The 21995-nt window shown below is 56.3% G+C and carries 23 protein-coding genes; 16 read left to right on the plus strand and 7 right to left on the minus strand.

Translation table 11 applies throughout. From position 1 onward, the window contains the following. The first annotated feature begins 67 nt into the window (after window positions 1-67). The gene (locus tag BMY49_RS11595) at window positions 68-310 is read left to right on the plus strand and encodes a phosphatidylglycerophosphatase A family protein (protein WP_244154959.1); all 243 of its coding nucleotides are present in this window, start codon (window positions 68-70) and stop codon (window positions 308-310) included. A 104-nt stretch (window positions 311-414) separates the two neighbouring features. Here the strand turns inward: BMY49_RS11595 and BMY49_RS11600 are convergent, their stop codons facing one another. From BMY49_RS11600 to BMY49_RS17570, 3 genes are all read right to left on the minus strand, one after another. After that, window positions 415-1797 (minus strand): NAD-dependent succinate-semialdehyde dehydrogenase, encoded by a 1383-nt coding sequence (locus BMY49_RS11600; protein WP_074210242.1) that lies wholly within the window; start codon window positions 1795-1797, stop codon window positions 415-417. Window positions 1798-2045: 248 nt separating this feature from the next. Further along, window positions 2046-2294 (minus strand): IclR family transcriptional regulator domain-containing protein, encoded by a 249-nt coding sequence (locus BMY49_RS18180; protein ID WP_083024800.1) that lies wholly within the window; start codon window positions 2292-2294, stop codon window positions 2046-2048. A gap of 190 nt (window positions 2295-2484) precedes the next feature. Continuing rightward, a complete protein-coding gene (locus BMY49_RS17570; protein WP_208596193.1) occupies window positions 2485-2637 on the minus strand; it encodes a transposase in 153 nt (50 codons plus the stop codon). 356 nt (window positions 2638-2993) lie between these two features. On the opposite strand from BMY49_RS17570, the gene BMY49_RS11615 reads away from it, so the two are divergent. From BMY49_RS11615 to BMY49_RS11630, 4 genes are all read left to right on the plus strand, one after another. Beyond that, the gene (locus tag BMY49_RS11615) at window positions 2994-4166 is read left to right on the plus strand and encodes an iron-containing alcohol dehydrogenase (RefSeq protein ID WP_058576844.1); all 1173 of its coding nucleotides are present in this window, start codon (window positions 2994-2996) and stop codon (window positions 4164-4166) included. A gap of 76 nt (window positions 4167-4242) precedes the next feature. Continuing rightward, window positions 4243-5664, plus strand: coding sequence for a hypothetical protein (locus tag BMY49_RS11620; protein WP_058576845.1), 1422 nt, complete (start codon window positions 4243-4245; stop codon window positions 5662-5664). A 96-nt stretch (window positions 5665-5760) separates the two neighbouring features. Next, entirely contained in the window at window positions 5761-7359 is a 1599-nt protein-coding gene (locus BMY49_RS11625) for a sigma 54-interacting transcriptional regulator (RefSeq protein WP_089675635.1), read from the plus strand. A 23-nt stretch (window positions 7360-7382) separates the two neighbouring features. After that, window positions 7383-8846, plus strand: a complete 1464-nt coding sequence (locus tag BMY49_RS11630) for an NAD-dependent succinate-semialdehyde dehydrogenase (RefSeq protein WP_054641476.1) — start codon at window positions 7383-7385, stop codon at window positions 8844-8846. 74 nt (window positions 8847-8920) lie between these two features. Here the strand turns inward: BMY49_RS11630 and BMY49_RS11635 are convergent, their stop codons facing one another. Further along, on the minus strand, window positions 8921-9259 hold the full coding sequence (locus BMY49_RS11635) for a peptide-methionine (S)-S-oxide reductase (RefSeq protein WP_089675636.1): 339 nt from the start codon (window positions 9257-9259) through the stop codon (window positions 8921-8923). A 73-nt stretch (window positions 9260-9332) separates the two neighbouring features. Beyond that, window positions 9333-10241, minus strand: coding sequence for a LysR family transcriptional regulator (locus tag BMY49_RS11640; protein WP_089675637.1), 909 nt, complete (start codon window positions 10239-10241; stop codon window positions 9333-9335). A 138-nt stretch (window positions 10242-10379) separates the two neighbouring features. Here BMY49_RS11640 and BMY49_RS11645 point away from each other — a divergent pair, with 138 nt between their 5' ends. The 3 genes from BMY49_RS11645 to BMY49_RS11655 all read left to right on the plus strand — a co-directional run bounded on the left by BMY49_RS11645 (window position 10380) and on the right by BMY49_RS11655 (window position 13992). Beyond that, a complete protein-coding gene (locus BMY49_RS11645) occupies window positions 10380-11891 on the plus strand; it encodes a CoA-acylating methylmalonate-semialdehyde dehydrogenase (protein WP_089675638.1) in 1512 nt (503 codons plus the stop codon). Between the two features lie 27 nt (window positions 11892-11918). Further along, window positions 11919-13595 (plus strand): GMC family oxidoreductase, encoded by a 1677-nt coding sequence (locus BMY49_RS11650; RefSeq protein WP_089675639.1) that lies wholly within the window; start codon window positions 11919-11921, stop codon window positions 13593-13595. A gap of 190 nt (window positions 13596-13785) precedes the next feature. Further along, window positions 13786-13992: a cold-shock protein gene (locus tag BMY49_RS11655; RefSeq protein ID WP_054641278.1), complete on the plus strand. Its 207-nt coding sequence runs from the start codon at window positions 13786-13788 to the stop codon at window positions 13990-13992. A 135-nt stretch (window positions 13993-14127) separates the two neighbouring features. Here BMY49_RS11655 and BMY49_RS11660 read toward each other — a convergent pair whose 3' ends face one another. Further along, a complete protein-coding gene (locus BMY49_RS11660) occupies window positions 14128-15429 on the minus strand; it encodes an ISL3 family transposase (protein WP_089675640.1) in 1302 nt (433 codons plus the stop codon). A gap of 78 nt (window positions 15430-15507) precedes the next feature. Next, window positions 15508-15954, minus strand: a complete 447-nt coding sequence (merR, locus tag BMY49_RS11665; protein ID WP_006911920.1) for an Hg(II)-responsive transcriptional regulator — start codon at window positions 15952-15954, stop codon at window positions 15508-15510. Between the two features lie 73 nt (window positions 15955-16027). Here merR and merT point away from each other — a divergent pair, with 73 nt between their 5' ends. From merT to BMY49_RS11700, 8 genes are all read left to right on the plus strand, one after another. Beyond that, window positions 16028-16378 carry a mercuric ion transporter MerT gene (gene merT, locus BMY49_RS11670; protein ID WP_027965778.1) on the plus strand — a complete coding sequence of 117 codons (351 nt, stop codon included), beginning with the start codon at window positions 16028-16030 and terminating at the stop codon, window positions 16376-16378. 13 nt (window positions 16379-16391) lie between these two features. Next, window positions 16392-16688 (plus strand): mercury resistance system periplasmic binding protein MerP, encoded by a 297-nt coding sequence (merP, locus tag BMY49_RS11675; protein ID WP_089675641.1) that lies wholly within the window; start codon window positions 16392-16394, stop codon window positions 16686-16688. Window positions 16689-16690: 2 nt separating this feature from the next. Further along, window positions 16691-16948, plus strand: a complete 258-nt coding sequence (gene merF, locus BMY49_RS11680; protein ID WP_089675642.1) for a mercury resistance system transport protein MerF — start codon at window positions 16691-16693, stop codon at window positions 16946-16948. A 73-nt stretch (window positions 16949-17021) separates the two neighbouring features. Beyond that, a complete protein-coding gene (merF, locus tag BMY49_RS11685) occupies window positions 17022-17267 on the plus strand; it encodes a mercury resistance system transport protein MerF (RefSeq protein ID WP_008957402.1) in 246 nt (81 codons plus the stop codon). Next, complete coding sequence (gene merA / locus BMY49_RS11690) at window positions 17260-18909, plus strand: mercury(II) reductase (protein ID WP_089675643.1); 1650 nt, start codon at window positions 17260-17262, stop codon at window positions 18907-18909. Before merF (BMY49_RS11685) ends, merA begins: the two co-directional genes overlap by 8 nt. Window positions 18910-18990: 81 nt before the next feature. Next, window positions 18991-19125 (plus strand): hypothetical protein, encoded by a 135-nt coding sequence (locus BMY49_RS18045; protein ID WP_008957399.1) that lies wholly within the window; start codon window positions 18991-18993, stop codon window positions 19123-19125. A 283-nt stretch (window positions 19126-19408) separates the two neighbouring features. Beyond that, complete coding sequence (locus BMY49_RS11695) at window positions 19409-21178, plus strand: SLC13 family permease (protein ID WP_089675644.1); 1770 nt, start codon at window positions 19409-19411, stop codon at window positions 21176-21178. 72 nt (window positions 21179-21250) lie between these two features. Then, complete coding sequence (locus tag BMY49_RS11700; protein ID WP_089675645.1) at window positions 21251-21916, plus strand: alpha/beta hydrolase; 666 nt, start codon at window positions 21251-21253, stop codon at window positions 21914-21916. The last annotated feature ends 79 nt before the right edge of the window (window positions 21917-21995 follow it).

The raw sequence follows: 21995 nt of genomic DNA on the forward strand, positions 1-21995 counted from the left end.
AAATAATCGCCAACTTCGACCATGACCACTCGGATCTGGCACTACCAGGCTTGGTCTGCGAAGGTTGTTGGAGCACTATGAGAAATCCGGGCTAGGGCTAAAAGCCGCTCGCCATCCATTGGTTCTGGCCCTGGCGTTTGGCGTCTACCGCTTTTTTGATGCTTTAAAACCGCCGCCTATTCATTTAGCGGAGTATGTCACCGGTGGGTTGGGCATTGTGTTGGATGATGTGATTGCCGCGCTGGTAAGCTGGCTGGTGGTCGCGCTGATAGTGATGCTATGGCAGCGTTGGCAGCAGAAAATCGTCTAACGCCACTTTTAAAATACGCTACCCATAAAAAATGCCGCAGGTCATAAACGACACTGCGGCGTTTTTATGGATTAGCCCATCGTAAGCCGATGGGCTTGGCGGTGTTAGCTTTGCACCACAATCACCGATTTAATGTTGACGAACTCGTGCATACCAAAGCCGCCGTGCTCACGGCCGTAGCCGGAATCTTTCACGCCGCCAAACGGCATTTCAGGCGTTGCCACACCAAAGCCGTTGATAAACACCATGCCGGTATCGAAATACTTGCTGGCAAGCTCGGTGGCGCGCTTCACGTCTTTGGAGATGATGCCGCCGCCCAAGCCGTAGCGGCTGTCGTTGGCGATGCGCATGGCGTCTTCATCATCTTTGGCACGAATCAACGCGGCAACCGGGCCAAACAGCTCGTCGTCATAGGCGGGCTGGCCGGGGGTGACGTTATCCAGCACGGTGACCGGGTAGAATGCCCCTTTACCTTCTGGTTTTTCGCCACCGCAGAGGATTTTTGCGCCTTTACGCACGCTCTCTTCCACCTGTTTGTGAAGGCCGTCACGAAGATCGACACGGGCCATCGGGCCTAGGTCGCTATCTTCTTTGGTCGGGTCGCCCGCTTTTAAGTCCTTCATGCGTGCCACGTAGCGCTCTTTAAACGCTTCGTAGTTCTTTTCGGTGACCACAAAGCGTTTTGCCGCTACGCAGGTTTGGCCGCCGTTAAACACGCGGCCAGTGACGCAGGTATCCACCGCCACGTCCAGGTCGGCATCGTCCAGCACCAAGTAGGCATCGTTGGAGCCTAGCTCTAGTACGGTCTTTTTCAGATGCTCGGCGGCTTTGGCGGCCACTTTGCGGCCAGCGCCGTCGCTGCCGGTCAGGGTCACACCACGCACGGCTTTATGGGCGATGATGGTGTCGGATACATCGTGTGAAATCACCAGCGTACGGAAAACGTTTTCCGGCAGGCCCGCTTCGCGGTAGATTTTTTCCAGCAGCAGGCCGCTGCCCGTCACGTTTTCAGCGTGTTTTAGCAGCACGCTGTTGCCCGCCATAATATTGGCGATGGAGTAACGCACCACTTGGTAAGCAGGGAAGTTCCACGGCTGAATGCCGTAAATCACGCCCATGGGGGAGTAGGTAACAATACCGCGCTCGCCGTTGCCGGGTTTGCGCTCTTCATCGGCCAGCTTGGTGGGGCCATGTTCGGCGGTGTAGTCACAAATGCCGACGCAGAGATCCACTTCCAGGCGCGCTTGCGAGGGCAGCTTACCCATCTCTTTGACCATCAGGTCGGTAAGCTCTTCTTTATGCGCGTTCATGGCTTCGCCAATCGCTTTCACCACCTTGGCGCGGTGCTCTAGCGGCTTGAGCCGCCAATCTAAAAACGCCTCATGACTGGCCTCGACTATCTGCTTGGCCTGGCTTTCATCCATCAGCGTGTAGGTCTCAAGCGTTTCGCCGGTGGTCGGGTTCACTGTCGTAATGGTGTTGCTCATAAGATCTCCTATCTTTAGATCAACGTGTGGGTCATGACGTCCAGCTTCTGGGCGTTTAATCGACCAGTCTATTTCTAATGCAAATCCACTCTAGTACAAACTGAGTGCCTCTGCATAATAAAGGTACTTACTTTCGGGCATTGATTTAATCAATCAGTTCCTTCGATTTCTCATTGAATTTTTATAAGTTTATTTTGTTTCCCCGAGGTATAAGGTGATGCTAAAAATATTCGGCGTAATCAATAGTTTTAGCTACGCATGCGGGCCGCTTTGGTAATGGCGCGGGCACACTCCATTAACGAGGGCGCGAGCTGTTCCAGGGCGCGGTCGAGGGTCCACCGGCTGCTAGGGGTGGTGATGTGCACGGCAGCGACGGGAGTACCCGCAGCGTTGCGTATCGGCGCGGCAATGTTGATATCGCCGAGAAAGTATTCGGCGTCGTTCCAGGCGACTCCGCGTGAGCGGCATTCGCGGATCAGCTCGCTAAGGGTGTCGATATTATTAACCCGGCAATAAAATAGCTATGATGCGGCGTATTGGATTGACGGGGCTTTGAAGTATTTCGCGACTCGCATCGGGAGCTTCTGAAGCTTCCGAAGGTGAGACATCGCCTTCCTCTTTAACTGGTCTCTGCTGCGTGCCGGAGTACCGCTATGTACGCCGGCTTTGAGGTCGCAGTTCAGATACTCATCTGGGTTCAATCTCATCCCGATGCTCTGCCAGCCAGGCCTTGACGACCTTGGCGTGATGAACCTTGAGGTTGTCCAGGATCAGGAAGACCTTCCGCTTGGCATCACGAATCAATCGCTTCATGAAATCGATCAGAATTTTCGTATTCATGGTGCCGTCAAAAAGCCGGAACCGTACCCTCGGCATCTTCGGACTTGGCTCGGGCATGATTTATCGCATAGCGATAAAGATATCTGGCATGTTTGTTTGAATGGCGTAGTTACCTTGCTCGGGCCAATATGTGGTTACGTTGATGAATTAAGTCATCAAAATGTCGCTATTCGATGATTTTTTGCATCCCATATGCCTGCATGATTTTATCTTTAATTTTTTTGTCAATTAAATCATATGGTTGTTAATTTTTCTTGGTTGGCATGGCGTTTGCTAGGTAAAAAGTGGCCAGCGTTATTCTCGGTTTGATAATCGAGCTGGTAAAGCAACCAATAAAAGTTAACAGGAAGCGCCATATGCAGTTAAGTAGCTTTAATCGAGTGAGTAGCTTTAAAAGCGCCGGTAAGCTGATTACCGGCCATGGGGCCGCACAGCAGTTGCAGCTTTATGTTCAATCGTTGGGTATGCAGCGGCCCTTAATCGTTACCGATAGCGGCGTGGTGGCTTCTGGCACGCTGGATATGATTACTGAGCAGCTCACGGCTCTAAAGGTGAGCTATGAGGTGTTTGATCAGGTAACGCCCGAGCCGGAAGTAGAAATAGTCGAAATGTGTACCCGTGCGTTTAATGCTGGCAAGCATGACAGCGTCATCGCTGTAGGCGGCGGGAGTGCCATGGACATCGCTAAGTGTGTAGCGGTATATGCGCACTACGAAGGTCCGCTGGAGGCGTTGTTTGGCGAGAACAAGGTTAACCAACGCACAATACCTTTGATCGCCATGCCCACCACGGCGGGCACCGGTTCTGAAGTGACCAATATCGCGATTCTGTCGGATAAAGCACAACAGATGAAAAAGGGCATCGTCAGTGACTGCTTATTACCGGATGTCGCGATTGTCGCCCCTGAGCTTACGCTGAGTTGCCCACGCTCTGTGACGGCGGCCAGCGGGGTGGATGCGTTGGTCCATGCAGTGGAGGCGTATCTATCTAACTTTGCCACGCCGATTACCGATGCATTGGCGGTTAAGGCAATGAACCTCATTGTACATGCGCTCCCCAAGGCGTTTGCCAATCCCAACAATCTCCAGGCCCGTGAAGATATGGCCACCGGTAGCCTGCTGGCAGGCCTTGCCTTTGGTAATGCTGGCGTGGGCGCAGTCCATGCATTGGCGTATCCGTTAGGTGGGCGCTACCACTTGGCCCATGGGGTGACGAATGCGCTGCTACTGCCCTTCGTAATGGAGTGGAACAAGCTGGCCTGCGTCGAGCGCTTTCGGGGCATTGCGGTGGCCTTTGATGAACCCGTGGCTGGGCTTTCGGATGATGCTGTCGCCCAAGCGGTTGTCCAGCGCATGCATAAGCTGTGTGCTGATGTGGAGATTCCTTCCGGTTTACGCTCGTTTGATATTCCTGAATCCGACATTCCTGAGTTGGCCGCCGAGGCCATTAAGGTGGAACGTTTGCTGCGTAATAACCCGCGGGTATTAACGCTTGCGGATGTTGAGGCGATTTACCACGCCGCTTATTAATTCGTCGCTAATTAAAACGCTATAACGACAAAACGTTTATCAAAAATACTAACAACTTTAAACAGGAGTCCATGCCATGAGCGCTTGGAAGCAACGCGTTGACGGTGGAGAAAGCCCGTACACACCACTAGGGCCGTTTAAGCTACGCCTGCCGTTTTACCATTATCGTTTTGAACTGCCCGATTACCTGCAAGGGCTTTTGATGTGCGCGGTGGATCTTGCCGCGATCCCATTGATGATGCAGCTACTGGGCATGCCGTTTGAAGCGGCGTTGGCCATCGTCATTTTAAATGGCTTGCTTTATTTGCTGCATCACCTGTTGGGTGACCCTGTCATTCCAGGGTGGATCACACCTGCTATTCCGCTGTTGATGGCTTATGTGTCGACCTTTCCCGAGGGGGTAGACAGGGTGCATGCGCTGATTGCCTTTCAGATGATGTTGGGGATACTGGCACTGGGCCTGGGGGTAACGGGTATGGCCAGTAAAGTGGTGCGGCTCATTCCTTCTGCCATCAAAGCAGGGGTCATTATGGGCGCAGGGTTAGCCGCTATTGTGGTGGTGTTTGATGAAGGCGGCCGCTTTGAACAGTACCCCTTTACTATTGCGATTGCCGTAGGTGTCGCGTTTTATCTGATTTTCTCTCGCCATTTCAACAAGCTTAAAGCGCAGGGCGGCCTGTGGGGTGCCGTGGGTAAACTGGGTATTTTCCCGATTATCGTGCTGGCGATTGTGGTGGCTCCGCTGTTTGGTGAGGCGCCTTGGCCAGACGTTGAGTGGGGCTTTAGTCAGCCTGATTTCGCGCTGATGTTCAGTGAATACACGGTATTTGGCGTTGGTTTACCTCCGTTGATGATGTTTTTAACGGCCATTCCGACCGTTATTGCGGCCTACATTGTGCTATTTGGCGATGTGCTTCAAAGCAAGGCACTTTTGGAAGAGGCTGATGAGAAGCGCCAGGATGAAAAAATTGACTATAACCCTAACCGCGCTCATATGATTTTTGGTGGGCGTAACTTTGGGATGAGTATTTTTGGCCCTGATGTGGTGATGTGTGGTCCGCTTTGGGCTGCGATGCATGTGGTAACGGTTGAGCGTTATAAGCAGGGCAAAGCGGCGATGAACTCTATCTTCGGTGGTTCTGGTTCGTTTCGCTGGGGGACGAATACGGGGCTGTTGTTGCTGCCGATCGTGAGCCTGGTGGAGCCTATTCTGGGGATTGCGCTGGCGCTGACGCTGTTGATTCAAGGCTATGTCAGTGTGCGCATCGGCATTATGGAAGCGCGCAGCCAGCGGGACTTGGGTATCGCGGGCATTATCGCGGCCATGCTGGTGATAAAGGGCGCTACCTGGGCCTTTGGGGTGGGCATTTTACTTTGCGTGTTAATTTACGGTAAGCGCTTCTTCTCCGGGGAGGTGGATAAAACCTTCGTTAAGGATTGGGATGAGGCATCCCAGCCCGTCGAGGATCCTGAGCCGGAAGTGCCATTGCGCAAATAACAGTCTCTGCCTTTATAGTGGTTTAACCGTCAAAAAAGGTTGGAAAACCAGCGTTCACCGCTTAGGCGGTGGACCTGGCTTGTGAGAGGAACTGTTATGCAACGGATCGAAGAGGGGCTTTCACTGGAAGCCGCCCTGCCGTTATTTGATTTACACGGCACTGATGCGGTGGAAGTCTTTGATACCCAAGGCCAGGTGATTGGGGTGTTGACCCGTACCGATCTCGAAAAGGCGCAATGTGAGGCGGCGTTGGGCCAGCTGGTGGGCGAGTGTATTCGCTACCGTGTCACCGGTATTAAACCGCCGGTGGAAGCTGAAAGCGTAGATGCTTTTGGTTTTGACCAAGAGCCGATGCGTTCACTGTTGGATGCTTTGCATGACGGGGTTTATATCACCGATGCCAACGGTATTACGGTAACGATCAATAAAGCCTATGAGCGTATCACCGGCATTTCGCGCGCTGAGGTAGTGGGCTTTCATATGGCGGATTTGGTGAAAGCGGGGTTTATTTCAAAATCCGCGTCGTTGGAAGTCATCCGTGAACGCCGCCCGATTACGCTGGCGCAGACTATTCACAACAGCCGCAAGATCGTGGTCACTGGAACGCCTATGTTCAGTGCCGATGGCTCGATTGCTTATGTGGTTACCAGTGTTCGGGATATCACTGAGTTGCTACTGGCGAAACATGCCCAAGAGCAGCTAGAGCAAATTCAGCGAATCCGCGAGGCATATAAAGTGCCCGAGGTTATGGCGCTAAGCGCGCCGGGGGTGATCACCAGCCAACAAACGGAGCCCTGCTTTGCGCTTGCCAGTCGAGTCGCGAAAACAACGGCGAAGATTCTGATTCACGGTGAAACTGGCACCGGTAAAACTCTGTTGGCCCGCTATATACATCAGCAAAGCGACCGTGCGGATGGACCTTTTATGGAGCTTAACTGTACGACATTCTCTGAAGGGTTGCTGGAAGCGGAGCTGTTTGGTTACACCGCAGGCGCATTTACCGGGGCATCCCCTAGAGGCAAACAGGGGTTATTGGATGTGGCTCATGGCGGTACGCTTTTTCTGGATGAAATTGGCGATTTACCTCTCGCATTGCAGGTGAAACTGCTCAAAGTGGTGGAAGAAAACCGCTACCTGCCAGTAGGGGGAACGGTTTTTCGTCATGCCAACGTACGTCTGATTACCGCTACCCACCAGGATTTGAATGAACGGGTCAAGCAAGGGCTTTTTCGCGAGGATCTGTTTTATCGCATTAGCGTGGTGCCGCTCTGGCTGCCCCCTTTGCGGCAACGGCGCGATGAGGTGATTCCATTGCTGAACTATTACTTAGACCATTTTAATCAGTTGCATGGGGTAGAACGGGTCTGGAACCCCGAGGCGTTGGAGTTACTTTCTAGCTATTCGTGGCCTGGCAATATTCGTGAGCTGATCAACTTAACCGAGCGTTTATCCGTCACGGTTTCAGACAATGAGATAACCGCAACGGCACTGCCGAACGAGATATTCCCAAGCACTCCGTTTAGCCAACCGCCCGTGAGTGGTGATCTTCGCCAGCAGGTAATGCAGTTTGAACAGCAAATCATTCAACAGGCGCTTACTCGCCATGGTACGACCCGAGCGGCAGCCGCTGCATTGGGCATCGATCAATCTACGCTGGTCAAAAAACAGCGACGTTGGCGTCAAGAACTTATCTAACCTTCACTTTGAAAGGAAAAATAATGTCTATCTCCAAGCAAACGTTTTTTAAACAAGACGCGTATATTAACGGCCAGTGGGTGGCCGCAACGGATGGCAGTAGTGTCGCGGTCACCGACCCTGCTAGCGGTGAGACGCTTGGCCATGTCCCTAGCTTGAGTGCGGAGCAAGTCAGTCAGGCTATTGAAGCTGCAAATGCCGCACTGCCTGCTTGGCGTGCTAAAACCGCGGCGGAACGTTCGCAGCTTTTAAAACGCTGGCATGCACTGATTATGGAAAATGAGGCAGCGCTAGGCGAGCTGATGACCTTGGAGCAAGGGAAGCCGTTAAAAGAGGCACGCGGTGAAATCGGCTATGCGGCCAGCTTTATCGAGTGGTTCGCTGAGGAGGCGAAGCGGTTATACGGCGATACTATTCCCGGTCATGCGACTGATAAACGCATCATTGTTTCCCGTGAGCCGGTGGGCGTTTGTGCGGCGATTACGCCGTGGAACTTCCCTGCGGCCATGATTACCCGCAAGGTGGCGCCTGCCTTGGCGGCGGGTTGTACGATTATCGTTAAGCCCGCTATGGAAACCCCATTGACGGCGCTTGCGCTAGCGGCGTTAGCCGAGCAAGCGGGCATTCCCGCCGGGGTGATTAATATTGTTACTGGTGATGCCAAAACGATTGGCCCCGTGCTGACAGATAGCCCGATTGTGCGCAAACTGAGCTTTACCGGTTCTACCCCAGTGGGCGCGCATTTAATGGCTGCCTGTGCTCCAACGGTCAAAAAGGTGTCTCTTGAGCTTGGCGGTAATGCGCCCTTTATTGTGTTTGACGATGCCGATATTGAAGATGCGGTTACCGGAGCGCTAGACAGTAAGTTCCGTAATGCTGGGCAAACCTGTGTCTGCGCTAATCGTATTTATGTGCAAAGCGGTGTTTACGACGCATTTGTTGAACGTTTGGCCCAGCGCACCAGTGAACTGAGTGTCGGTAAAGGTAGCGCCGAAGGCGTAGAGGTGGGGCCACTCATCTCTGAAAAGGCGGTAGAGAAAGTTGAAGCCCATTTGCAGGATGCACTCGATAAAGGTGGTCGCTTAATCACCGGTGGTAAGCGACACGCCTTAGGCGGTACCTGGTTTGAGCCAACAGTTGTGGCTGACGTAACCGCTGACATGGCATGTGCTCGCGAGGAAACCTTTGGGCCATTGGCGCCGGTATTCAGGTTTGAGACGGAAGCGGAGGTTATTCGTCAGGCCAATGATACGGAGTATGGGTTAGCGGCGTATTTCTATGCTGAAAGCGTGTCACGGATCTGGCGCGTATCGGAAGCACTGGAGTACGGCATGGTGGGCATTAATACGGGGCTCATCTCGACCGCTTCGGCGCCTTTTGGGGGTGTCAAATCGTCGGGCATCGGTCGTGAGGGCTCACGCTATGGCATCGATGAATACACCGAGCTGAAGTATCTGTGTTTGGGTATTAAGCAAATGGCTGAATAACAAACACTTAAGGGTATAAAGGTCGTTTTATTTACGCGCTCTCTGTGAGGCGTTCTTTGAAGCCCACTAGACTTTTAGTCTAGTGGGCTTCGTATTACTACGGAAGCTCTGAAAAAGTCACTGCCATCAGCGATAATACGGCTATCGTCATACTCGATTTGTACGACTTCAATATGGTCAGTCCCGCCCCGGGAGATCTGCTCGTAAGTGGGGTTTTCAAGCTCGCCGCCCATGTAGCCTGAGATAGTGGCACTCACGCCCACCTGTTTATCGTAAGGAGGCTCCATGCACCAGAAGCAGCCGCCGGCAAAGGTGGCTTCTGCATTGGACTGCGCTTGGAGTGATGCGCTCGCAAAACCGGCAACGGCCATTACGCACAGGGTTAAGGGGCGAATATTGGGAAATCGGATCATTGCAAACACTCCGGTGGAGGTGGCGAGTCAAAGCTCGTTATTGAGTCCATTAGTGTCGAGAGGTTCCGCTTCCTTACAGCGACCTTAGCCGATGCGGCCACACCGTATCGAGGGTGTCTAGTGCGGCTTTAATCGTGGGCTCGGTGGCGCGGTCGCTGCGCCAGATCAGGCTTAATGCGCAGGGCAGGCGAACGTTGTCTGCCACCGCCAAGCCGCTCTCTTGGCGTTCGGCCATGGCTAGCGCGTCTCGCGCTAGGCTCAGGCCCACGCCTGCACGTACTAAATCCAGCATACACGCCTCTTGGTCGACCTGTGCAACACGGTTCGGGGTCGCGCCGCTTGCGGCCAGCGCCCGCTTAAGTAGTCGCGAATGCGCTGACACGGTGGGGGTCACAATCCAGGGCAGTTGCGCAAGCGCCTCCCAGCGGGTGTCGGTAAGTTTGGCTTCCCAGCCCGGCGGTGCCACCACGTGGTAGTGAAAGTGAGTTAACTCCCGCCACGCCAGGGCGCTATTGTCGGTACCTTCGCCGGGCGGGGCGAGAAAAAAGCCCACATCCAACTCCCCTTGCTCAACGCTGTCCAATACGCTGCCGCTCATGCCGTGGTGAAGCTCGGTTTCCAGCTGTGGCGCGCGGGCCATCAAGCGGCTGAGAAAATCGCCCAAGCGAATAAATTCCGGGTCAACAATGGTGCCAATGCGCAGCTTGCCCCGCAGCGTGCTGTGTAACGCGCTGGCGCTCTGCTCAAAGGCCAGCGCGCTGGCCAGGGCATTTTCAGCGGCCGGTAGCAAGGCGTAACCATCGGCAGTCAGCGTTAACCCTTGTGGGCGGCGGGTAAACAGCGTTAGGCCCAGATGCAGCTGTAGCTGCTTCAACTTTAGGCTAACCGCGGGCTGGGTCAAATGAAGCTGCTCGGCCGCCTTTGAGACGCTGCCGGTATGGGCAACGGCCACAAAGGCCCGCAGCGTGGCGTACTCCTGCATGGTGGTGAACCTTCATTGTTATGTTATTAGCAAAGCTTATATCTGGGTTAAAAATTACTCAATTGCTTGGCCTGTTAGGCGGGGTAGTCTAGTGATCATCCTCCGATCACTTAAGCTTTTGTTATAAAGGTAGCGACAATGACAACCAACGCCATCCATCATTTTATTAACGGCCAACGCAGCGAAGGCGCCTCCGGCAGCGCCCAGGATGTCTTCAACCCTGCCACTGGGCAGGTCACTGGCCGCGTTGCCCTGGCTTCGGCCGCCGATGTGGACACCGCCGTGCAAGCCGCCCAGGCGGCATTTCCAGCCTGGGCCGATACGCCGCCCATTCGCCGTGCTCGGGTCATGTTCAAATTTCTGGAGCTGCTAAACGCCAATAAAGATGCCCTGGCCGAAGCAATCACCAAAGAGCACGGCAAGGTATTTACCGATGCCCAGGGCGAAGTGGCACGGGGTATTGATATTGTCGAGTTTGCCTGCGGTATTCCCCAGCTATTAAAGGGTGATTACACCGAGCAGGTCAGCACCGGCATTGATAATTGGACCGTGCGTCAGCCGCTGGGCGTAGTGGCGGGTATTACGCCATTTAACTTCCCGGCAATGGTGCCGATGTGGATGTTCCCCATCGCCATTGCTGCCGGTAACACCTTTATTCTCAAGCCCAGCCCGCTGGACCCTAGCGCTTCGCTGATGATTGCCGACCTGTTGCAGCAGGCGGGCCTGCCGGATGGCGTGTTCAACGTGGTGCAGGGCGACAAGGACTCCGTGGAAGCGCTGATCGATCATCCGGAGGTGAAGGCGCTCTCGTTCGTCGGCTCCACGCCCATTGCCAACCTGATTTACGAGCGCGGTGCCAAACACGGCAAACGTGTGCAGGCACTGGGTGGGGCGAAAAACCATATGGTGGTGATGCCAGACGCCCATCTGGATAAAGCAGTGGATGCGCTGATTGGCGCCGCCTACGGCAGTGCGGGCGAGCGCTGCATGGCGATTAGCGTGGCCGTGCTGGTCGGCGATGTGGCCGATAAAGTCGTGCCGATGCTCACCGAGCGGGCTAAGGCGCTGAAAGTCAAAGATGGCATGCAGCTGGATGCGGAGATGGGGCCCATCGTGACCCGCCAAGCGCATCAGCGGATCACCGGGTACATCGAAAAGGGCGTGGCAGAAGGCGCGCAGCTTATTGTCGATGGGCGCGAGTTTGATAGCACCCAAGCGGGCGAGGGCTGTGCTGACGGTTTCTGGATGGGCGGCACGCTGTTCGACCACGTCACGCCGGAGATGACTATCTATAAAGAGGAGATCTTTGGCCCGGTGCTGGTATGCGTGCGCGTGCCGGATGTGGCGACCGCCATTCAACTGATTAACGATCACGAGTTTGGCAACGGGGTGAGCTGTTTTACTGAAAGCGGCAGCGTCGCCCGTGAATTTGGCCGCCGGATTCAGGTGGGCATGGTCGGCATCAACGTACCGATTCCAGTGCCTATGGCGTGGCACGGTTTTGGCGGCTGGAAGCGCTCGCTGTTTGGCGATACCCACGCTTACGGCGAAGAGGGTGTGCGCTTCTACACCAAGCAGAAGTCGATCATGCAGCGCTGGTCGGACTCCATCGACGCGGGTGCAGAGTTTGTGATGCCGACGGCGAAGTAGCGCCTGACCGTTACGGGAGCCAAGCCCATGCCAACAAATACAACCACTTATCCCACCGCAGAAGCATTTGATTACATCGTGGTTGGCGCAGGCACCGCAGGGTGCCTGATGGCCAATCGGCTAAGCGCCGACCCTGCAAACAAAGTGCTGCTGATCGAAGCGGGCGGTCGGGATAACTACCACTGGATCCATATTCCAGTGGGCTATCTTTATTGCATCAATAACCCGCGCACCGACTGGCTTTTTCGTACTGAGCCGGACAAGGGGCTTAATGGCCGCTCGCTGATCTACCCCCGAGGTAAAACCCTGGGGGGCTGCTCCAGCATCAACGGCATGATCTACATGCGCGGCCAAGCGCGGGATTACAACCACTGGGCGGAGGTTACCGGTAGCGACGAGTGGCGCTGGGAGAACTGCCTGCCGGACTTTATCAAACACGAAAACCACTACCGGCTGGATGAAGGCAGCGACGGTGATGAGACTCACCGTGCTTTTCATGGCCATGGCGGCGAGTGGCGGGTCGAGAAGCAGCGCCTGAAATGGGAAGTGTTGGATGACTTTGCCGAAGCAGCGGTGCAGGCGGGTATTCCCCGCACCGACGACTTCAACCGGGGTAGCAATGAAGGGGTTGCTTATTTTGAGGTGAACCAGCGCGATGGCTGGCGCTGGAATACCGCTAAGGCGTTTTTGCGCAGCGCGTTAAAGCGCGACAACCTAACGCTTTGGCACTCCACCCAGGTGAACCGGCTCTGCTTCGATCATACGCAAGCGCTTCGTTGTACGGGGGTAGAGGTAGTGCGCAGCGGCAAAACCCAGCGCGTGCAGGCGCGAAAAGAGGTAGTGCTGTGTGCGGGGGCCATTGGCTCGCCTCACCTTTTACAGCTGTCGGGTATTGGGCCTGCTGAGCATCTACGCGAGCACGGCATTGAGGTAGTGCACGACCTGCCTGGGGTGGGCGAAAACCTGCAAGATCACCTCCAGATTCGCTCGGTGTATCGTGTCAGTAATGTCAAAACGCTCAATGCTATTGCCAGTACGCTGTGGGGCAAGGCGGGGATTGGCTGGGAGTATGTGACTAAGCGCACCGGGCCGATGAGCATGGCGCCTTCGCAGCTTGGTGCGTTTACCCGCAGTTCTGACGATCAGCCGTATCCCAATATTCAGTATCACGTGCAGCCGCTCAGCCTAGAGGCCTTTGGGCAGCCGCTGCATCCGTATCCGGCCATTACCGCGAGCGTATGCAACCTGAACCCAACCAGCCGAGGAACGGTGCGTTTGAAAAGCGCCGACCCGCGTCAAGCACCGGCGATTTCGCCGAACTATCTCAGCACGCCGGAGGATCGCAAGGTGGCGGCTGATTCGCTACGGGTAACCCGGCGTATCGCCGAACAGCCTGCCTTCGCTAAATATTCGCCTGAAGAGGTAAAGCCGGGCGTTGAGTATCAAACCGATGACGAGTTAACGCGGCTAGCGGGAGATATTGGCACGACGATTTTTCACCCGGTCGGCACCACGCGGATGGGCAAACGTGATGACCCAATGGCGGTGGTGGATGAAAAATTGCGGGTACTTGGGGTGGTGGGATTACGGATCGCGGACGCGGGCGTGATGCCTAGCATCACCAGTGGAAACACCAATTCGCCCACGTTAATGATCGCTGAAAAAGCCGCTGGATGGATTTTTAAAGAAAATTCATTGCATTGACATTTTTTTTCATCATAGTGTTGACGTGCGGCTTGGTTAAGCGCATGCTGAATGCAGTTGGTTAGCAAGTCGAACGTTGTCAGCAGTATCGAAACGCTCTAGCGTTGAGTCTGGTGAAAGTTTCTTGTTCTACCCACTGCAACTCGGGTATTACCCGGCTCTACATTAAGCTTTATCGAGGATTTCGATCATGGCAACTGGTACCGTTAAGTGGTTTAACGACACTAAAGGCTTCGGCTTCATTTCTCCGGACGACAATGGCGACGACCTGTTCGCGCACTTCTCCGAAATTCAAGCTGACGGCTTCAAAACTCTGCAAGACGGCCAGAAGGTTTCCTTCGACGTCACTCAGGGTAAAAAAGGCCTTCAGGCTTCCAACATCAAAGTTCTGGGTTAATTCCAGCTTGATGTTCGCCGCTAACACTTGATGTTAGTGAGCTAGAAAACCCCGCCTTGAGCGGGGTTTTTGTTCGTGGATTATTATGGGTATCCGGATTAAGTGGTAGATGGAGCCCCTTGCTCCTTCGAACCCTTAACTCTTCCAGAAGGTTGATAGATCGACGCCGTAGTTTTTCTCAGGCTCGGGAAGACCCATGCTGTAGGTCATGGTGGCCTTGCCCAGGAAGGGGGATTCCTTGGTCTGCGGCACCTTCTTCTTGTGCTTGGTGGTGTAGAGCATCCGGGCCCGCATCACCTCGAATGAGTAGCCACGGCCATCGCGGTTCTTATCCTTGGCCAGCCGGTTGATTGACTCCGTGAAGGCGTTGGTGATCGGGATGTCGGTCTCGAAGTAGGTCAGCATCTCCTCATGCCAGCCACTGATAGCACTGACGAGATCTTTCCAGACCTCCTTTTGCCCCTGTGGGATGTCGTCAATCCAGGCAGTCAGCGCCTTCTCGGCGTCACGCCGGGTTGTGGCGTCCCAGATGTGGAAGAACCGCTCCTTGTGCTCGTAGGCCGCCAAGAGCTGGGGGAATGCCCCTGTCCAGGTCTCCATGATGAGCCGTTCGCGATCTGAGACATCGTGAGCGCGCTTCAGCAGGATCTTCCGGTCACCCTTGAGGGTCCGCCGCTGGTTTGGCTTCAGATCCTTCCTGAGTCCCTTACGCACCTTCTCCAGGGCTTCGTTGGCCATCCCCACCACATGGAACTTATCGACCACAATGCGAGCCTGCGGCAGTACCGCCTGGACAGCACGGCGGTAGGGTTTCCACATATCCATGCTGACGATCTCGACCTGGTGGCGCTCGGTCATGCTCATGAGGCGCCTCGTCACCGCGTCCTGCTGGCGACCGGGCAGCAGGTCCAGTAGGGTACGCTCCTCCAGGTTGGTCAGGATGCAGCGGTAGCGGCGGTTCAGGTACAGCTCGTCGATCCCCAGGCAGCGGGGTGTCTCGAAACGATGCCAGGCTGCCAGGAACTCAGCCTTCTTCTTGAATATCTCGCGGACAGTCTTCTCGTCGAGGCCCGTGGTATCAGCCACGTAGGCGTAGGGGTGATTGAAGGCTTCCTTCTCGACGTGGTTGTAAAGCCTCCGCGTCATGCGGTGATCGTCTACCATTTCCGGAAGAGCTGGCCGGAACGTCCTTCCACACGCCCGGCAGGTGTAGCGGCGACGGACCACCCAGAGGGTGACCCGCTTTCCGTGGATGGGTAGGTCGCGATAGGCCACATCGCGCTTGCCGAACCTGACAAACTCACTCTCAACGCCGCATTCCTCGCAAGCTAGAGGCTCAGGAGCTTCGACCTGGTAGTGGAGATCATGCTCTTCCATCTTGGTGCCTAGGACGTGGTACTCGGGAAGGTGAAGGATGTTGTCAGGCAAGCTAGTCATGCAAACTTTCCTTGTCGACATGGTCCATAGATGATCGCGACTCTTTGACCGCGTTGTTTTCAACGAACTGAAGGTGAGTTACTCCCTTGGGTCTTCTGCTTCTCTGAGCCCTTCATGCAATGACGCAATTAGCGGGCAAGTGATATTGCCTTGTTGTGCATGGCATCTGTCGACCATTTCGCTCAGCACCTTCTCAATTCTTTCAAGCCTGTCGATCTTCTCGCGAACGTCCCCTAACTTGTGCTCTGCGAGAGCACTGGCTTCTTGACAGTGGGCGCCATCTTCCAGCCGAAGTAGGTCACTGATCTCATCCAGACTAAAGCCCAGCTGCTGCGCCGTTTTCACGAACGTCAACCTGTCGATATCGGCGGCACTATAGCGTCGAATACCTCCGGGAGGGCGTTCGGGCTCCGATAATAGCCCTCGTCGCTGGTAATAGCGGATTGTCTCGACATTGACGCCGGCCGCCTTGGCCAGGCCGCCAATGGTCATGGTGTCCGCCACTTTATCTGCATGTCTCTTCATGATGCTTGACTCCGTACCAAGCTACGGAAGTAACCTTATCGTAGCTCCCCCCATCCCGAAAGGAGAATCGTCAATGCGGACATCTAAAACGGGGCGAGGGCCCCTGGCCGCCGGAGGAGTCGCGGCCCTCCTGGCCTCGGCGTGTTGCCTCGGCCCGCTGGTGCTGATCACGCTGGGCGTTTCCGGCGCCTGGATCAGCAATCTGGCGGCGTTGGAGCCCTATCGCCCGCTCTTTATCGGCGTCGCGCTGGTGGCGATGTTCTTCGCCTGGCGTCGCGTCTTTCGGCCAGTGGAAAAGTGCCAGCCGGGAGAGGTGTGTGCCGTGCCACGGGTCAGGACGGGCTACAAGGCGATCTTCTGGCTCGTATCGCTGCTGGTGCTAATCGCCCTGGTATTCCCCTACATCTTGCCCCTGTTCTATTAAAAGGAGATCTACCATGAAAGCTCGTTTCGCCTTCATCGCGCTACTCGCCCTGCTCAGCACGCCCGCCTTAGCGGCCTTGCAGACCGTGAAGCTGTTGGTGCCGGGCATGACCTGTGCCGCCTGCCCGATCACCGTCAAGGCCGCCCTCAACAAGGTGGACGGCGTCTCGCAAGTCGACGTGAGCTACGCGGATCTCGAGGCCGTGGTCACCTTTGACGACGCCCGAACGTCGGTGGAGGCATTGACCGAGGCCACCACCAACGCTGGGTATCCATCAACCCCGACATCCTCGCAAGCGGATCGAGAGTGATCATGAAGAATCCCAAGACCCTGCTGCGCGTGAGCGTGATCGGCACCGTCCTGGTGGTATTGTGCTGCTTTACGCCGATCCTGGTGATCCTGCTTGGCACGGTGGGCCTGGCGGCGCTGACGGGCTATCTCGACGTTGTGTTATTGCCGGCCCTGGCCTTCTTCATCGGCCTGACCATTTATGCGATTTGGCGTAAGAAGCAGTTCGACGCCTGTTGTGACAACGGCTCTATCAAATCAAGGAATACGCCCCCTGAGTGACATCAAGCAGCTGCACATCGCGGTCATCGGGTGAGTTGTTTACGAGCTTGTCCGTCACGGTGAAGGAATAAGCGTGAAAGATTCGCAGAAATTTATAAGCGTCGTGCTTGGCACCGGGTTGATGGTGCTGTGTTGCGCCGGGCCAATCGCCCTGGTGCTATTCGGTACGGCGGGCCTGGCCGCGTTGGCAGGCTATCTCGATTACCTGCTGTTTGCCGTCCTGGCCATCGTCATCGGCTTACCTCTCTACGCGCGATACCACAAGCGGAAGCAGGATGCCGGCTTTACTAATGAAGACTCGGAGAAACGTGATGATTGAACTCAACGTGAGCGGCATGACCTGTGACCGCTGTGCGGATCATGTCAGGGAAGCCTTGGAGAAGCTGCCCGGCGTGCAGTCGGTGGAGGTATCCTATCCTCAGAGGACGGCATCGGTAGCCGTTGATCCGGGGACACCGGCCTCGGCGTTGACGTTTGCCGTGACCCGACTTGGCTACCAAGCTCGACTGGCCAACAGTGGGCCCACTTCCCCGGCAGGCGCATCGGTGTCCAAGGGCCGTGATGAAGACGCCCCGCACATCGCGGTGATCGGCAGCGGCGGCGCCGCCATGGCGGCGGCCCTGAAGGCCGCCGAGCGCGGCGCCCGGATCACCCTGATCGAACGCGGCACCGTCGGCGGTACCTGTGTCAATACAGGCTGTGTGCCTTCGAAGATCATGATTCGCGCGGCCCATATTGCCCACTTGCGTACGGAAAGTCCCTTCGATGCAGGCCTGAGCGCCCAGGCGCCGGTGGTGGATCGGGCCAAGCTGCTCGAGCAGCAGCAGCGACGTGTCGAGGAACTGCGTGACGCCAAGTACGAGGGGATTCTGCGCGACCACCCGGCCATCACTGTCCTGCACGGCGAGGCCCGGTTTATCGATGCCCATAGCCTGATGGTCAAGCTGAACGAGGGCGGCGAGCAGGTCGTCCACTTCGACCGCGCCTTCATCGGTACTGGCGCCCGACCGGCAGTACCGCCGATCCCGGGTCTTGCCGACACCCCCTACCTGACCTCTACCAGTGCTCTGGCCCTGGACACTCTTCCCGAGCGGCTGATTGTGATCGGCGCCTCGGTGGTGGCCCTGGAACTGGCCCAGGCCTTCGCCAGGCTGGGCAGCCGGGTCACGGTGCTGGCCCGCAGCCGCCTGCTCTCCCAGGAAGACCCGGCGGTAGGGGATGCGGTGGAGGCGGCGTTTCGCCGCGAGGGCATCGAGGTCCTCAAGCAGACCCAGGCGAGCCGTGTGGACTACACCGACAATGAATTCATTGTCGACACCAACGCCGGCACCTTGCGGGCGGATCAACTGCTGGTGGCCACCGGACGGACACCCAATACCGAGGCCCTGAACCTGGCGAGCCTCGGCGTGGAAACCGCACATGGGGCTATTCTGGTCGATGAGCATCTGCACACCACGGTGCCGGAGCTCTATGCCGCCGGTGACTGCACCGATCAGCCGGAGTTCGTCTATGTCGCCGCCGCCGGGGGCAGCCGGGCTGCCGTCAACATGACCGGGGGCGAAGCCACCCTGGACCTGAGCGCCATGCCGGCGGTGATCTTCACCGACCCCCAGGTGGCCACCGTCGGCCTGACGGAAGCCGAGGCCATCGAGCAAGGCTTCAGCGTCGATACCCGTGAGCTGGACCTGGAAAACGTGCCGCGTGCGCTGGTGAATTTCGACACCGGTGGTTTCATCAAGCTGGTGGCCGAACGCGACTCGGGCCGGTTGCTGGGGGTGCAGGCGGTGGCGGGGGAAGCCGGTGAGCTGATCCAGACGGCGGTGATGGCGCTACGCGCACGCATGACCGTACACGACATCGCCAATGAGCTGTTTCCCTACCTGACCATGGTGGAAGGGCTCAAGCTCTGTGCCCAGACTTTCACCAAGGATGTGACGCAGTTGTCCTGCTGTGCCGGGTGAACGATATGAGCGCGACCGTGGTGCCACTGGGCGGCGGCACCACGGGTTTTGGGCATGGACACCACAGGGAGCCCTGTCACGATGAACACGACACTACCAGATTGCGGGATGATGGGGGCGATGGGCTGGATAATGCCAGTGATCGGAATTGCCCTACTATTGCTACTGGTCCTGGGCATCGCCTGTTTGGTGAAGTATCTGCTCTCTAGCAAGTGAGCGTACTCAGCGAGCCATCAACCAGCTAATCCGTTGTGGGTTGAGTTTGTCGGCCACCTTTCGCTCTCGCATACCAACCAGATAATCCGGATACCCATTATTATCTGCCCCACGCCCCACGCCCCACGCCCCACGCCCCACGCCCCACGCCCCACGCCTATATTCTATTTTGTTCTTACTGTGTTTCTAAAAATAACTTTTTAGAATATCTGCTAGGCGGCACAATGCCCTTCATATTGTTCGGTTATGTCAGTTGAGTGGGCTTGAGAAAGGATGTGGGGTTATGTCGCTGGATGCTTGGATTGCAGTAGGAGTCGTGCTGACTATCTTCCCGTTGATGGCGTTGTCACGCCTAGGGCCAGATATCATTTTAATGGGCGCGGTGGTGGTGCTGATGACGCTTGGCGTGATTGACCCACAGCAGGCGTTGGGTGGATTCTCTAATAGTGGCCTGTTTACTGTGGCGTTTATGTACGTGCTGGTGGCCAGTATTCGTGAAACGGGCGGTATCGATCTTATTATTCGCTACGTGCTGGGGCGGCCAACCAGCGAGCGCGGCGCGCTAACACGTCTATTGTTACCTGTGGCATCGCTCAGCGGTTTTCTCAATAACACCCCGGTGGTGGCGACGTATATTCCCGCCGTCATGAGCTGGAGCCGCCGTGTGCGGCTTTCCCCACAGCGCTTGCTCATGCCGCTGAGCTTTGCCTCTATTTTAGGCGGTACTATCACGCTATTTGGTACCAGCACTAACTTGGTAGTGCATGGGCTACTGATCGAGCGCTACCCTGATTTGGCCATGGGGCTTTTCGACTTGGCGTGGGTAGGCATTCCGGTCGCGGTAGCGGGCTTGGCTTATCTTATTTTCCTTGCCCCACGTTTATTACCCGCCCGTGGCGGCACGGCTAAAGCCTTTGCCAATCCTCGCGAGTTCACTATTGAAATGGAAGTAGACCCGGCAGGGGTACTGGTCGACCGCACGGTCGAAGAGGCGGGGCTGCGCCACTTGCAGGAGCTGTTCCTTGTCGAGATCGAGCGCGTCGGTAACGTGGTCAGCGTAGTTGGGCCAGGGGAGCAGCTCAAAGGTGGGGATCGTTTGGTGTTCGTGGGCACCTCGGATGCCGCTGTGGAGCTTCAGCAGATTCGTGGGCTGATCCCTTCTCGGGATGGCGCTTCTAGCCTAGAAAAAGAGTTCAAAGAGCGCCGTTTGGTCGAGGCGGTGGTCTCCAATCAATGCCAGTTTATTGGCCAGCGGATTCGTGATGGTCGATTTAGAACGCTATACGGCGCCGCCGTGCTGGCGATTTGCCGCGGCGGCGAGCGCGTGACGGGGAACCTCGGCCAAGTGCGCTTGCAGCCTGCCGATGTATTGCTGTTAGAGGCACGCCCGCCGTTTATCGAGCGCCATCGGCAGTCTAAAGATTTCTTACTGATCAGCGAGCTAAACGGCTCGGCGCGGCCCATCCACGAGAAGGCTCCGCTGGCCTGGGGGATTTTGCTAGGTGCGGTGCTGCTGGCTTCGTTTGGTGTTCTGAGTATGCTTAATGCCGCCATGCTGGGAGCGGCGATGGCACTGCTGACCGGCTGCTGCACAGTGGGCGCGGCTAAGCGGGGCTTAGATACTCAGGTGTTATTAACCATTGCCGCCTCGTTTGGGGTGGGGGCAGCGTTACAGTCGTCAGGTGCAGCGGATGCCATGGCAGGCAGCGTGCTGTCGTGGGTGGCGGGCAGCCCGTGGTTGCTGCTGATGGGTACCTACTGCGTGGTGGCGCTACTCACGGAGCTAGTGACCAACAACGCCGCGGCGGTGATTATTTTTCCGGTGGTCATGGCTGCCGCAGAGAGCCTTGGGGTGAGCCCCATGCCATTTGTGGTGGCTGTGATGTTTGCTGCCTCGGCCAGTTTTCTGACCCCGATCGGCTACCAAACCAACTTGATGGTGCATGGTCCTGGTGGCTATCGAGTCAGTGATTTTTTACGTGTTGGTGGTGGTTTAAACGTACTGACCGGTGTGATTGCGGTCACGCTGATTCCATTGGTGTGGCCGTTTTAAGCGGTTAATGTCTCGCTCCCCGCGCTGCTTTACGCTAGGGTGACGCTTTTAATATCAGTAAGGAAATAACCCATGACAGCCCCAGGCGAACTGATTATTGAGCCAAAAAATGGTCAACCCGCCGATGCGTGTGTGTTTATTATTCATGGCCTAGGTGCCGATGGGCATGATTTCGAGCCGCTAGTACCCGCCCTGACACTGCCGGAAAACGCGTATGTGCGTTTTATTATGCCCCATGCGCCGCGCCTGCCGGTCACTATTAACGGCGGTATGGTGATGCCTGCTTGGTACGACATTCTGGCGATGGATTTGGGCCGCCGGGTTGATGAAGTTCAGCTGAAAAAATCCGCCGAGCGTATTCAGGCGCTGATTCAAGAGCAGATCGATCAGGGTATCGATAGCCAGCGGATCATCGTGGCGGGCTTCTCGCAAGGCGGTGCGGTGGCGTATCAGGCCGCGCTGTCGTTTCCGCAGCCGCTAGGCGGACTGCTGGCGATGTCCACCTACTTTGCCACTGCCGACAGCATCTCGCCTGCCGAGGCGAACCGTCAGGTGCCGATTGAAGTTCATCACGGTAACTTCGACCCCATCGTGCCTGAAACCTTGGGCCGTAGCGGCGTTGAGCGTTTAAAAGCCATGGGTTACAGCGTCAACTATCGCCAGTACCCCATGGCACATGCACTGTGTCCGCAGCAGGTCAACGATATCGGCAAATGGCTAAGCGAGCGGCTGGGTTAAGGGGAGAGCAGTAGGCGTTCGGTGCCTTTGATAGTACGCTGCTGCTATTAATACCGCGGCAAGGGACAGGCAGAGGCAC

Origin of the sequence: Vreelandella aquamarina (assembly GCF_900110265.1) — a bacterium.
Taxonomy (GTDB): domain Bacteria; phylum Pseudomonadota; class Gammaproteobacteria; order Pseudomonadales; family Halomonadaceae; genus Vreelandella; species Vreelandella aquamarina.

Coding starts and splice junctions, on each gene's coding strand:
- BMY49_RS11600 (WP_074210242.1), bottom strand. CDS start 1,797: ATGAGCAACACCATTACGACAGTGAACCCGACCACCGGCGAAACGCTT.
- BMY49_RS17570 (WP_208596193.1), bottom strand. CDS start 2,637: ATGAATACGAAAATTCTGATCGATTTCATGAAGCGATTGATTCGTGAT.
- BMY49_RS11615 (WP_058576844.1), top strand. CDS start 2,994: ATGCAGTTAAGTAGCTTTAATCGAGTGAGTAGCTTTAAAAGCGCCGGT.
- BMY49_RS11620 (WP_058576845.1), top strand. CDS start 4,243: ATGAGCGCTTGGAAGCAACGCGTTGACGGTGGAGAAAGCCCGTACACA.
- BMY49_RS11625 (WP_089675635.1), top strand. CDS start 5,761: ATGCAACGGATCGAAGAGGGGCTTTCACTGGAAGCCGCCCTGCCGTTA.
- BMY49_RS11630 (WP_054641476.1), top strand. CDS start 7,383: ATGTCTATCTCCAAGCAAACGTTTTTTAAACAAGACGCGTATATTAAC.
- BMY49_RS11635 (WP_089675636.1), bottom strand. CDS start 9,259: ATGATCCGATTTCCCAATATTCGCCCCTTAACCCTGTGCGTAATGGCC.
- BMY49_RS11640 (WP_089675637.1), bottom strand. CDS start 10,241: ATGCAGGAGTACGCCACGCTGCGGGCCTTTGTGGCCGTTGCCCATACC.
- BMY49_RS11645 (WP_089675638.1), top strand. CDS start 10,380: ATGACAACCAACGCCATCCATCATTTTATTAACGGCCAACGCAGCGAA.
- BMY49_RS11650 (WP_089675639.1), top strand. CDS start 11,919: ATGCCAACAAATACAACCACTTATCCCACCGCAGAAGCATTTGATTAC.
- BMY49_RS11655 (WP_054641278.1), top strand. CDS start 13,786: ATGGCAACTGGTACCGTTAAGTGGTTTAACGACACTAAAGGCTTCGGC.
- BMY49_RS11660 (WP_089675640.1), bottom strand. CDS start 15,429: ATGACTAGCTTGCCTGACAACATCCTTCACCTTCCCGAGTACCACGTC.
- merR (WP_006911920.1), bottom strand. CDS start 15,954: ATGAAGAGACATGCAGATAAAGTGGCGGACACCATGACCATTGGCGGC.
- merT (WP_027965778.1), top strand. CDS start 16,028: ATGCGGACATCTAAAACGGGGCGAGGGCCCCTGGCCGCCGGAGGAGTC.
- merP (WP_089675641.1), top strand. CDS start 16,392: ATGAAAGCTCGTTTCGCCTTCATCGCGCTACTCGCCCTGCTCAGCACG.
- merF (WP_089675642.1), top strand. CDS start 16,691: ATGAAGAATCCCAAGACCCTGCTGCGCGTGAGCGTGATCGGCACCGTC.
- merA (WP_089675643.1), top strand. CDS start 17,260: ATGATTGAACTCAACGTGAGCGGCATGACCTGTGACCGCTGTGCGGAT.
- BMY49_RS18045 (WP_008957399.1), top strand. CDS start 18,991: ATGAACACGACACTACCAGATTGCGGGATGATGGGGGCGATGGGCTGG.
- BMY49_RS11695 (WP_089675644.1), top strand. CDS start 19,409: ATGTCGCTGGATGCTTGGATTGCAGTAGGAGTCGTGCTGACTATCTTC.
- BMY49_RS11700 (WP_089675645.1), top strand. CDS start 21,251: ATGACAGCCCCAGGCGAACTGATTATTGAGCCAAAAAATGGTCAACCC.